Below are 11,751 nucleotides of genomic sequence, written 5' to 3' on the forward strand. Positions count from 1 at the left end.
CTGCTACTTCTCACATGCGGAACCCAGGACCACGTCACCCTTTTGCCGGGCAGTAGGAGTGGATCGGATATGCACGTTTCCGGCTTGTTTCTTGCCGGTCACGATCTGCATGTCCAGCGTCCCACTCTCGCCCGGTTTGAGCGTAAATGTCCGAGCCCCTACTCCTAGATTCTCGTGCACCTGGGCGTTCAACCCCTGCGGATCAGGTTTCACCCGAACCGTTTCGATACCGCCCCCGTCGGGCGCATATATCAACACATTTGTCCGAATTTCACCGACGGGCACAATGTCGTCGAAGCCCACCAGGTAGGTGGGCAGCTCGGCCGCGTCGGCTGGCGCGTTGTACGCCAGCGTCACCATCGCGTGCACGATCTGGGACCCGTCCGGCCGGCACTCCGTCGCCTCCGCGTCAACGGTCAGATCCAGGTAGTAGCCGAGCTTCGCCTGTGTCCCGTCGTTCAGGTAGACGCCGATCACAGCCGAGTCGCCATCGGCCCCACGGAGCGCACCGCCGAGGACGGTCGGCGCCAGGCGCGCCTGCTCGTCCTCGTCGGCGGACCACACCATGAGCCGGCCCTGCCGGGCTGCCTCGGCCAGCGCGTCCATCACGCCAGGAGCGTCGCCCTGCCCGCCGACGACCGCGGCGAACACCGAGCGGGACGTGTCGGAGAAGAACGCGTCCTGCTCCTGGGGGTCCTCGATGTCCAGGTAGACCTGGTTGAGCAGGGTCTGCGCGGCGTCGTCACCTCCCAGGGAGCTGCCGTCGGAGAGCGTCACGGGGCCTGTCGCCTTGAGGACTAGGCCGAGCGCGACGGGGTCCATGGACAGGACGCCGTCGATGGACCCGCCCACCTTCTGCTCCCAGATGGCCTTGGCCAGCGCACCGGTGCGGGGGAAGTCGGGTGTGAAGGTGACGTCGCGCATGTCGGTGCCCAGCAGGGGGCCGAACAGGGCGTTCTCGGCGTCCGTGAGGGGCAGGGCAGGCTCCGCCAGCCCGCTGAGCGAGCCCCCCGCCCGTTCTTCGACCACGGTGACCGCACCGGCGTCGGCGTGCAGGAGCAGCACCGAGCCGGGAATGCCGCCGGTGGCGCGCTGCTCCGCGTTGTTCTGGACCAGTACCAGGTAGTTGCGCGGCCCCTCGGCGCCCATCATCGCGGGCACCAGCAGCGCGGCGCGGGCGGCGGTGGCGGTGGTCACGGCGACGTCGGCCACCTGATCGCGCAGGGTCTCGACGGGTTCGGCGACGAGGGCCAGCAGCGAGGACGTGTCGAGGTCCTCGAGCCGCTGGGCGGTGAGCTGCACGGAGTCGTCGGCCGCGACGATGGCGGGCGCGGCGTCCTGGAGGGGGCGCAGGTCCACCCGCCCGTCGACGGGTGCCAGCGCCGCGGGGTCGACGAGGGTCGTGGCCTGCATGAGGGACGGCAGGGCGTTCTGCGCGAGGTCGTCGACCGCGTCGGCCACGGTGTGCACGGCCCGGACGTTCGGTCCGACCCACGGCAGGACGCCCGCCAGGGTCCACGCGGGTCCCTGGGTGGACCGGGCGGCCGTCGAGGAGTGCGCCTGGAGCTGGACCAGGGTCCGGTCGGCGGCGGCCGAGTCACCTGCCGTGACCTGCGCCTGCAGGTCCTTCACGTCGGCGCGGGCGGCCTCGAGGGCGTCGGCGGCGCGCAGCGCGTCGGTGGCCAGCCAGACGCCCAGGCCGACGACGACCAGCAGCGCGAGGCCGCAGCCGACGAGCACGAGGCGGACCGTGCGGCGGCGGCGCGCGCGGACGTAGCTGGTGCGTCGGCGGCGGACCGTCTCCGGGTGCTGCGGCGCCTCCGGGACCGGCTGACCGTTCCAGTCGGATCCCCACCCAGGGTGCGTCACGACGTATCTCTCCCCCTGGCCGGAACGTCGCCCGGCAGGGCGACCGCGGTCGGAATCGTACCGGCGCGTCCTGAGTCCCCCTGTGCGGGTGGGTGGAAACTCTGCGCCGATCGGGTCACTCGATGCCCGGATGTGCGTCCCGGGACCGCAAGATAGTGGCCATGACCCCCCGTGACCCCGCCGAGCCCCTGCGCGTCCTCGTGGTCTGCACGGGCAACATCTGCCGGTCGCCGGCCGTCGAGCGACTGCTCGCCGCCGGCCTCGGGGCGGCGTACCAGGGGCGTGACGGCGGCGGCCTGGCACCGGCGATCGAGGTGGGGTCCGCCGGCACCGGGGCGATGGTCGGCTGGCCGATGCCCGACGAGATGGCCGCCCTGGTCGCCTCGCAGGGGGTGTCCCCCGACGGCTTCGCGGCGCGCCAGCTGACCCCGGGCATGGTGCAGCAGGCCGACCTGGTGCTGGCGCTGACTCGGCGGCACCGGTCGGCGATCGTCGAGCTGGTCCCCGCCGCGGTCCGGCGCACATTCACGCTGCGCGAGCTGGCGCGGCTCGTCGGCGACATCGACCCCGCCACCCTCCCCGGCGCCAACGCGACCACCGCGGACCGTCTCCGGGCGCTCGTGCCGGTCGCGGCCACGCGCCGCGGGCTGTCCGCGCACCGCCCGGCCGACGACGACGTGATCGACCCCTACAGCGGCGACGAGGCGGTCTACCGGAAGTCGTTCGGTCAGCTGCTCCCCGCCGTCGAGACGATCGTCGCGGCCGTCCGCCGCTGAGCTCGCATGCCGGAGGCCGGGTCCGTGACGGACCCGGCCTCCGGTGCGTGCGCGGTCAGATGCCGAGCGCGGACTTGATCGGGCCGATGAGGAAGTAGGCGACGAACATCGCCGACGCCAGCCACATGAACGGGTGGATCTCCCGCACCTTGCCGACGGCCAGCTTGATCACGACGAACGTGATGATGCCCGCGCCGATGCCCGCGGTGATCGAGTACGAGAACGGCATGATGATGATCGTGAGGAACGCCGGGATGGCGACCTCCCAGTTGCGCCAGTTGATGCCGGCGATCTGGGTGACCATGAGGAAGCCGACGACGACGAGCGCCGGGGTGGCCGCCTCGAACGGGACCAGCGACACCAGGGGCGCCAGGAACGTGGCCAGCAGGAACGCGATGCCGGTGACGACCGCCGCGAGCCCGGTCCGAGCACCGTCGCCGACGCCGGACGCGGACTCGATGTAGCTGGTGTTGGACGAGACGCTGCCCGCACCACCGGCCGCCGCGGCGATCGAGTCGACGATGAGGATCTGCTTGGTCTTGGGCGGGTTGCCGTCCTTGTCCAGCAGACCGGCCTCGCCACCGACGGCGACCATGGTGCCCATCGTGTCGAAGAAGTCGGCCAGCAGCAGCGAGAACACCAGCAGGATGACCGCGACCAGGCCGATGGACTCGATGGAGCCGAACAGCGAGAACTGGCCGACCAGCGAGAAGTCGGGCGCCGCGATGATGCCGCCCGCGGGCCAGGTCGGGACCCCGAGCGACCAGCCGGCCGGGTTCACCACGGCACCGGTCTCGTCGGTCTTGCTCCCGATGTTGCCGATCAGCTCGATGACGAACGCGAGCACGCTCGCCGAGACGATCGCGATGAGGATGGCGCCGCGCACCTTGCGGACCATGAGGATGATGGCGAGCAGCAGCCCGAACACGAACACGAGCAGCGGCCAGCTGCCCAGCGAGCCGCCGATGCCGAGCTCCACGGGCACCGCCATGCTGGCGGGGATCCGCACGAAGCCGGCGTCGACCAGGCCGATGAAGGCGATGAACAGGCCGATGCCGACGCTGATGGCGGTCTTGAGCTCGAGCGGGACCGCGCGGAACACGGCCTCGCGGAAACCGGTGAGCACCAGGACCAGGATGATCAGGCCCTCGAGGACCACCAGGCCCATCGCGTCCTGCCAGGACATGCCCGGCAGCGAGGCGATGGAGTAGGCGACGACGGCGTTCAGGCCGAGACCGGCCGCGAGCGCCAGGGGGAAGTTGGCGACGACCCCCATGAGGATCGACATCACGCCGGCGACCAGCGCGGTGGTGGCCGCGACGGCTGCGAGGTTGGGCACGTCGCCGCCGCCGAGGAACTGACCGTCCCCGGACTGGACCGTGCCGATGATCAACGGGTTGAGCACGATGATGTAGCACATCGTGAAGAAGGTGACGAGACCACCACGGATCTCGGTACCGATGGTCGAGCCGCGCTCGGTGATCTTGAAGTAGCGGTCGACGGGGTTCGTCGGGGGCGCAGGACGCTCTGTCTGCGTGGAGGGGGTCGAAGACATGCGCGCAGTGTGGCAGAACTGTGTGACCCGGATGTTGCGAACTCAGCCCAGGAACACCTGCGCGCAGAGCTGACCCTTCGGACTCGCCGTACAGGCCACGCCGATCTGGGTGTACGTGGGGTTGAGGATGTTCGCGCGGTGCCCCTCAGACCCCATCCAGCCCGCGACGACCGCCAGCGGCGTCGGGTAGCCGAGGGCCAGGTTCTCCCCCACCGCACGCGCGGCGCACGCCTCGAGGACGGGCTCCAGCGGGTCGTGCTCGAAACGGTCCTCGGCCACGAGCAGGGCGGTGCGCGTCTCGGCCTGCTGCGTCCCGCACGCCGAGACGGCCAGGGGCGCCAGGCCGGCCTTGGTGCGCTCGGCATTGGTGCGGGTGACGATCTCGTCGCTCACGGTGGGGGCAGGAGGCGCAGCCGGCGCGGCGGGCGCGGCCGGGGCCGCGGGTTCGGCGGTCTGCGCGGGGTCGGCCGTCGCCGCGGGCTGGGCCGGGGCAGACGGCGACGTCGCAGCCGGTGGTGGTGTGGTCGGCGCGGTCGTCGTCGGCTCCGTGCTGACCGGCGCCCGGGCGCCCGAGCGGGCGGCCGCGTCGTCGTCCCGCATCGTCACGAGTGCCGCGAAGTCGCCCGGCACCCCAGGGTCCGGGGCCGAGGTCAGGGCGATGGGCGTGGTCACCAGCGCGAGCGTGCTCAGCAGGACCAGCGCCGACCTGCGAGGCCAGCGGTGGGCACTCGTCGAGCGTTGCCGCAGGTCGCGGCGGTGCCAGCGCTCACGCGGGACCGGCGTGAAGGGATGCACCCGAGGGACGTTATCGGCTTCCGGACAGAACGGACAGTCCGGGACCGGTGCTCACAGGACCAGGAGGGAGAACCTGCCCGCTCCGTAGCCGGCCACCTCGACGTCCAGGTCGGTGCGGCGCACGTACGCGAGCACCCACGTGGCGACGTCGGCCGGCACCGGGTGACGGGGCTCGTAGAGCACGTCGAGGCGGACGTGGGGCGCTCCCTCGGTGTTGAACAGGGACGCCATCACGTTGAGCACCTCGCCGGCGTTCTCCGACAGGGCGGGCGGCAGGACACCCTCGGTGACGGCGTCGGCCGCCACCCGCACCGGCACCAGGCCGAGCGCCGCGCCGACGTACGCCGCGAGCGGCAGGTCCAGCAGGACGATCGCGGACAGGGCGTGCCGGTTGTCCACGAAGACGCCCACCAGGGTGCCGTCGCCGTCCTTGGGGTCGAGCATCGCGCCGCCGGTGGTCACCTGGACGTCGCGGCCGATGAGCCCCTCGACCAGCTCGCGGACGTCCTTCGCGGACGGGAGCGGCGTCTGCGCGCTCATGCCAGCACCGGGTCGATGACCTCGCGGAACGCCTCGGGCGTGAACGGCTTGGCGATGAGGAACAGGGCGCCGGCGGCCTCCGCCTGCGCGCGCATCTCCGGCGACCCCTCGGAGGTGACGAAGCCGAACGGCGTCGCGAACCCCTCGGCGCGCAGGCTGCGCAGCAGGTCGATGCCGTTCAGGTTCGGCATGTTCCAGTCCGACAGGACGACGTCGGGCTCGTCGGCCCGGATGGCCTCCAGCGCCTCGGCGCCGTCGGCCGCCTCGCGGACGTCCCAGTCGTAGCCGGCCTGACGCAGGGTGCGGATGACGATCTGCCGCATCACGCGGCTGTCGTCGGTGACGAGGACTCGGATCATGAGAGGCGGGTTCCTTCCGGGAGAGCGGGCTGGGCGAACGCCCACACGGCGACGACCAACGGGCGGCCGCGCCAGGACAGCGGGAGCTCCTGCACGAGCCGGGCGCCGGGCACGGCCGGGGCGCTGGGGGCCACCTGCGGCAGGCCGAGGCTGCCCTGGAGCGGCAGGAGCGACTTCACGTTGCCGCCGACGACGTTGGCCACCTCGCCGAACGCGTCGACCAGGTCGAGCGACGTGACCACCTCGCCGTCGGGCAGGCTCAGGAGGGCGCGCGTGAGGTCGTTCGCCGTCGCGCCGGACGTCCTCAGCTCCGCGCGGCCGGGCCACGGGCCGTGCAGGTCCACCCACGCGACCACGGCGTCCTCGATCACCGGCAGCTCGCCGGGCCACGGCTGGAGCAGGCCCTCGTCGCCGTCGACCATGGCGGCGAAGACCTCCTGCGCGATGGCGAGGACCTGGTCGTGCTCGACGACGGTGCTCATGCGTGCTCCTCGACCGCGACGAGCCCGAGCAGGTCGAGCTTCCCGCGGATGGCGTCGGGGGTGAACGGTTTGATCAGGTACTCGTGGGCGCCCGCGGCGAGCGCGCGCACGATCTGGCCCTGCTCGCTCTCGGTGGTCACCATCATCAGCGTGATGCTGCGCCAGGCCGGGTTGGCGCGGACCTCGGAGACGAACGTGAGCCCGTCCATCACGGGCATGTTCCAGTCGATGCAGGCGAGCTCGACCTGGAGACCGTCCTCGAGCAGGTCGAGCGCCGCGCGGCCGTGCTCGGCCTCGTACGTCTCGAAGCCGAGGGGATGCAGGGCCCCGGACACGATGCGTCGCATCGTGCGCGAGTCGTCGATCACGAGCGCTCTCATCGTGGTGCTCCTCGGGTCAGCACAGGGGCGGGGACGGCGGGCGTGGGGGCGGACCACGTCGCGGTCCGGGGCTGCGGGATGGCGGGTGCGCCGGGCACCGGGCGGACGGGACGGTAGATCGAGCCGACGCCGGCCGGCATGCGCACCCAGTCGTCGTCGACCCCGATGGTGGTCTCGGCGGCACCTAGCAGCAGGGCGCCGTCCGGGCGCAGCACCTGGCGCAGCCGGCGCAGGATCGCGCGCTTGGTGGGCAGGTCGAAGTAGATGAGCACGTTGCGCAGGAACACCACGTCGAACGGACCACCGGCGGGGGGCGCGTCGAGCAGGTTGTGCGGGCGGAACGTCACGTGCGTGCGGAGCTGCGGGGCGACCTCCCACCCGGCACCCGCTCGCGCGAAGTGCCGCACGAGCATCGGCGCCGGCAGGCCACGGTTGACCTCGAGCTGGCTGTAGTGGCCCGCCCGCGCGCGGGTGAGCACCTGCTCCGACAGGTCCGTCGCGAGGATGTCGAACGAGGCGCTCGACGGCAGGCAGTCGGCCAGCGTCATCGCGATCGAGTACGGCTCCTGGCCGGTGGAGCACGCGGCGGACCACACCCGCAGGCGCGTGGCCGGCCCGCGGGTGGCGACCACCGCCGGCACGACCGTGGAGCGCAGCGCCCCGAACGGGGTGGAGTCGCGGAACCAGGACGTCTCGTTGGTGGTCAGCGCCTCGACCACGCGGACGAGGTCGGCCTCCCGGCCCCCGCCGCGGACGCGCATCACGTAGGCGTCGACGTCGACGATGCCCTCCTCGCGCGCCAGCGGCAGCAGCCGGCTCTCCACGAGGTACTCCTTGCCGGGCGCCAGCTGGATGGCGCTGCGCCGCCGCACCAGGTCGGCGACGAAGGAGAACGACTCCGGGCTCAGGCCCATCGGGTGCTCCTCTCGCCGGCGTGGGCCTCCGCGAGCACCCGTTCGATGGCGGGCGCCACCTCCGGCAGCGGGAGGATGCGGTGGGCGAAGCCCGCGGTCGCGACCGCGCCGGGCATCCCCCACACCACGCTCGTGGCCTCGTCCTGCACGAGCACCGTGCCGCCGGCACCGACCACGTCCTCGCAGCCGGTGCGGCCGTCGGCGCCCATGCCCGTGAGCACGACCGCGAGCAGGTCGCCGCCGAGCACCCGCACTGCGGAGCGGAACAGGACGTCGACCGACGGGCGGCAGAAGTTCACGGGCGGTCCGTCGGTGAGCACGGTCCGCACGGTGTCGCCGCGGCGGTGCAGCTCGAGGTGGCGGTCGCCGGGGGCGACGTGCACGGTGCCCGGACGCAGCTCGGTGCCGTCCTCGGCCTCCACCACGCGCGCGGGGCCGAGCCGGTCGAGCCGGGCGGCCAGCTGGCGGGTGAACACCGGGGGCATGTGCTGGACCACGAGCACCGGGACCGACGGCGGGACCGTCAGGGCGGCGACCAGCTTGGACAGCGCCTCCGGGCCGCCGGTCGACGAGCCGACGACGACCGCGCGGACGGGGTGCGGACCCGGTTCCGGTCGGACCGTGACGCGCGTCCGTGCGGGCGTCGGCAGGGCCGCGAGCCGCGAGGGCGTCGCGGCCGTCGTGCCGAGCGGGCCCCGGCTGCGGGCGGGCCCGACCAGCGCCTTGATCTTCGGGATCAGGTTGTGCGCGACCTGCGCGAGCGACTCCTGGACGCTGCCGACGTTGGCCGGCTTGGTCACGTAGTCCTGGGCGCCCGCGACGAGGGCGTCCAGGGTGGCGGACGCGCCCCGCTCGGTGAGCGTGGAGAACATGACGATCGGCATCCGGTACCCGGAGCGGCGCAGCGCGCGGACCGCCTCGATGCCGTCCATCTCCGGCATCTCGATGTCCATCGTCACCAGGTCGGGCGCCAGCTGGGCCACCTTCGCCTGGGCCAGCTTCCCGTTGGCCGCGACCCCGACGACCTCGATCTCCGGGTCCCTCGACAACGCGTCGGTGACGAGTCGGCGGACGACGACCGAGTCGTCGACCACCAGCACGCGGATCCTCGTCACGGTTCCTCCTGGGTCGGTCACCGGGAATCCGGTGTCGTGCTGCCTATCGGCGCGGGCGGAGGGGTTGTGAGCGGGTCAGAAGGTGAAGGCGGACACCCGGTCGCGCAGGCGGTGCGACAGGATCGCGAGCTCGTCGACCTGCCCGCCGACCTCGTCGAGCACATCGCTGCTGCTCTGGGCCGCGGCGGCCACCCCCGTGATGTTCACGGCGATCTCCCCCGAGCCGGTCGCGGCCTCCGCCACGCCCCGTGACATCTCGTTCGTCGTCGCCGTCTGCTCCTCGACCGCGGACGCGATGGTCAGCTGGAAGTCGTTGATGGACGTGACGATGGCGCTGATCTCCGCGATCGCGGACACCGCCCCGGCGGTCTCCTGCTGGATGGCCTCGACCCGGCGCGCGATGTCCTCGGTGGCGCGGGCCGTCTCCGACGCGAGCTCCTTGACCTCCCCCGCGACGACCGCGAACCCCTTGCCGGCCTCACCGGCGCGCGCGGCCTCGATGGTGGCGTTGAGCGCCAGGAGGTTGGTCTGCGCCGCGATGCTGGTGATGGTCTTGACCACGTTGCCGATCTGCTGGCTGGACTCCCCGAGCCGGGCGACCTGCTGGTTGGTGGCCTCGGCCACGCCGGTCGCCTTGTGCGCCACCTTGGCGGCCTCCGTGGCGTTCTGCGCGATCTCCCGGATGGAGGCGCCCATCTGCTCGGCGCCCGCCGCGACCGCCTGGACGTTGCGGCTGACCTGCTCGGCCGCCGCGGCGACCACCCCGGCCTGCGCGCTGGTCTCCTGCGCCGCGCCGGCCACACGGCCGTTGGACTGCGTGAGCTGCTCGGCGGAGGCTGCGACACCGGCCGCGGTCTCCACGACCCCCGCGAGCGTGGCCCGCAGGGACGTCTGGGCACGGGTGAGCGACGCAGCCATCCGACCGGTCTCGTCGCCCGACTCCACCGGGGAGGCCACGGTCAGGTCGCCGTCCGCCATGGCGTCGAGCGAGGCCTGCACGCCCCGGACGGCGCGGGTGATCCGGCGGGTGACCGCCGTGGCGAGCGCCCCGGACAGCAGGGCACCGAGCACGAACGCGACGGCGAGCACCACGATCGTCTGGTCCACCTCGGCCTGGCCGGCGACGAGGATCTCGTCGACCTGCGCGTCCACCTGGCCCTGCGCCAGCGCGAGGGGCCGGCCGGCGGCGTCGGGGTCCGCGGCCGCGCTGGCCCGGATCGCCGCGGCGAGGCCCGCCTGGTCGCCGGCCTGCACGAACGGCAGGAGCGTGGCGTCCCGGTAGGCGACCCAGGCCGCCCAGCGCTCGACGAAGTCGGCCCACTGCGCGGTCTCGGCCTGCGGGAACTCCTCGATCACGGCGATCTGCCGGGCGACGTCGCCGTCCACCCAGGCCGCCGACGTCAGCAGCTGGGTGCGGACCGCGGGGTCCGGCGCCTCGACCGCGCGGTGCACCAGCAGGTGGCTGCGGGCCTGCGCCGTGCGCAGCTCCGCCATCGCCGACTGGAGCCGGCCGGTCAGCGCGGACATGTCCTGGAGGTGCTCGCCCGCCCGGTAGAGCGCGACCGCGCCGGCGCCGCCGACCAGCCCGAACATGGTGCCCAGCACCACCAGGGCCGTCGCGATCTTGGCGCCGATGGGCCGGTCCCAGAACCAGCGGGCGCGCGTGCGGGTCGTCGTCACTTCGATCCTCCAGCGGGCGGGGTGCCCAGCTCGTCCTGCGCGTAGTAGCCGCCGTCCACGAGGACCTCGCGGTAGTTGTCGAGCGTGACCAGCTGCGGGGCCAGCAGGTAGGACGGGACCACCCGCACGCCGTTGTCGTACGAGGTGGTGTCGTTCACCTCGGGCTCGTCGCCGGCCAGCAGGTCGCGCACCATCTGCACGGCCACCTCGGCCAGCTGCTGCGTGTCCTTGTACACGGTCGAGTACTGCTCGCCCGCGACGATCGAGCGCACCGACGCCAGCTCGGCGTCCTGACCTGGGACCACCGGCAGCGCCGGCCCGTCCCCGCCGTAGCCGAGGCCCGAGCGGGCCGCGTCCAGGAGGGCGATCGCGATGCCGTCGTTGGGGGCGAGGATCCCGTCCAGGTGCAGGCCGGCCAGGTACGGACCGGTCAGCGTCTGGAGGCGCGCCGCCGCGGTCTCGCCCTTCCAGCCGGGCGTCCCCACGACGGCGAAGTCGGTCTGGCCCGAGGGCACGACCAGCACGCCGGAGTCGAGGTACGGCTGGAGCACCGACATGGCGCCCTGGTAGAACACCGTGGCGTTGTTGTCGTCCGGCGAGCCGGCGAAGATCTCCACCGCCCACGGACCGGGGGCGGACGTCCGGGCACCCGACGCGTCGATCGCGCCGAGGCCGGTGAGCAGGGCGTTCGCCTGCAGGACGCCGACGCTCCAGTTGTCGAACGAGGCGTAGTAGCCGACGTCGGGGCTGTCCCGGATGAGCCGGTCGTAGGACAGGATCGCGATCCCGGCCGTCGCCGCCTGGGACAGCACGGCGCGGAGCTTGCTGCCGTCGACGGCACCGACCACCAGCGCGTCCGCCCCGGCGTCGATCATCGCGGTGATCTGCGCGATCTGGGTGTCGACGTCGTCGTCGGCGTACTCGAGGTCGACGTCGTAGCCGAGCGACGTGAACTGCGCCTCCAGGTTCTCGCCGTCACCGATCCAGCGCTCCTGCACGGTGGTCGGCATCGCGACGCCGACCAGCTGCGTGTCGTCGTCCGCGCTGCCCGGTCCCGCGCAGCCCGCGGCGAGGAGGCCGACGGCCACCAGCACGGCCGCCGTGCGCATCGTCCGCGCGCCCATCAGAACGTGAACGCCGAGACGCGGGTGCGCAGGTCGGTGGACAGGCGGGCGAGCTCGCCCACGGCCTGACCCATCTGACCGAGCACCTCCGAGGACGACGCCGCCGACGAGGCGACCCCGCCGATGTTCACCGCGATCTCCCCCGACCCCGTCGCCGCCTCC

12 protein-coding genes are annotated in these 11,751 nt (G+C 72.8%); 1 reads left to right on the forward strand and 11 read right to left on the reverse strand.

Annotation, left to right across the window (positions count from 1 at the left end):
• Positions 1-3: 3 nt before the first annotated feature.
• Entirely contained in the window at positions 4-1,869 is a 1,866-nt protein-coding gene (locus tag HP550_RS22995) for a DUF4012 domain-containing protein (RefSeq protein ID WP_175346843.1), read from the reverse strand.
• 161 nt (positions 1,870-2,030) lie between these two features.
• Here HP550_RS22995 and HP550_RS06905 point away from each other — a divergent pair, with 161 nt between their 5' ends.
• Positions 2,031-2,645, forward strand: coding sequence for an arsenate reductase/protein-tyrosine-phosphatase family protein (locus HP550_RS06905; protein WP_175346844.1), 615 nt, complete (start codon positions 2,031-2,033; stop codon positions 2,643-2,645).
• Positions 2,646-2,700: 55 nt separating this feature from the next.
• Here HP550_RS06905 and HP550_RS06910 read toward each other — a convergent pair whose 3' ends face one another.
• The 10 genes from HP550_RS06910 to HP550_RS06955 all read right to left on the reverse strand — a co-directional run bounded on the left by HP550_RS06910 (position 2,701) and on the right by HP550_RS06955 (position 11,589).
• Positions 2,701-4,200 (reverse strand): NCS2 family permease, encoded by a 1,500-nt coding sequence (locus HP550_RS06910; RefSeq protein ID WP_175346845.1) that lies wholly within the window; start codon positions 4,198-4,200, stop codon positions 2,701-2,703.
• Between the two features lie 42 nt (positions 4,201-4,242).
• Positions 4,243-4,995, reverse strand: coding sequence for a CAP domain-containing protein (locus tag HP550_RS06915; RefSeq protein ID WP_210767752.1), 753 nt, complete (start codon positions 4,993-4,995; stop codon positions 4,243-4,245).
• A gap of 51 nt (positions 4,996-5,046) precedes the next feature.
• On the reverse strand, positions 5,047-5,535 hold the full coding sequence (locus HP550_RS06920; protein WP_175346846.1) for a hypothetical protein: 489 nt from the start codon (positions 5,533-5,535) through the stop codon (positions 5,047-5,049).
• Positions 5,532-5,894 (reverse strand): response regulator, encoded by a 363-nt coding sequence (locus HP550_RS06925; RefSeq protein WP_175346847.1) that lies wholly within the window; start codon positions 5,892-5,894, stop codon positions 5,532-5,534. The genes HP550_RS06920 and HP550_RS06925 overlap by 4 nt, the downstream gene beginning before the upstream one ends.
• The gene (locus tag HP550_RS06930; protein ID WP_175346848.1) at positions 5,891-6,376 is read right to left on the reverse strand and encodes a chemotaxis protein CheX; all 486 of its coding nucleotides are present in this window, start codon (positions 6,374-6,376) and stop codon (positions 5,891-5,893) included. Before HP550_RS06930 ends, HP550_RS06925 begins: the two co-directional genes overlap by 4 nt.
• A complete protein-coding gene (locus HP550_RS06935; RefSeq protein ID WP_175346849.1) occupies positions 6,373-6,756 on the reverse strand; it encodes a response regulator in 384 nt (127 codons plus the stop codon). The genes HP550_RS06930 and HP550_RS06935 overlap by 4 nt, the downstream gene beginning before the upstream one ends.
• Positions 6,753-7,670 carry a CheR family methyltransferase gene (locus HP550_RS06940; protein WP_175346850.1) on the reverse strand — a complete coding sequence of 306 codons (918 nt, stop codon included), beginning with the start codon at positions 7,668-7,670 and terminating at the stop codon, positions 6,753-6,755. Before HP550_RS06940 ends, HP550_RS06935 begins: the two co-directional genes overlap by 4 nt.
• Entirely contained in the window at positions 7,661-8,785 is a 1,125-nt protein-coding gene (locus tag HP550_RS06945; protein ID WP_175346851.1) for a chemotaxis-specific protein-glutamate methyltransferase CheB, read from the reverse strand. Before HP550_RS06945 ends, HP550_RS06940 begins: the two co-directional genes overlap by 10 nt.
• Positions 8,786-8,860: 75 nt before the next feature.
• A complete protein-coding gene (locus HP550_RS06950; protein ID WP_425484422.1) occupies positions 8,861-10,471 on the reverse strand; it encodes a methyl-accepting chemotaxis protein in 1,611 nt (536 codons plus the stop codon).
• Complete coding sequence (locus HP550_RS06955) at positions 10,462-11,589, reverse strand: substrate-binding domain-containing protein (RefSeq protein WP_175346852.1); 1,128 nt, start codon at positions 11,587-11,589, stop codon at positions 10,462-10,464. Before HP550_RS06955 ends, HP550_RS06950 begins: the two co-directional genes overlap by 10 nt.
• Positions 11,590-11,751 lie beyond the last annotated feature (162 nt).

The sequence above is a fragment of the Cellulomonas humilata genome (assembly GCF_013359775.1).
In the GTDB taxonomy this organism is placed as follows: Bacteria; Actinomycetota; Actinomycetes; order Actinomycetales; family Cellulomonadaceae; genus Cellulomonas; species Cellulomonas humilata.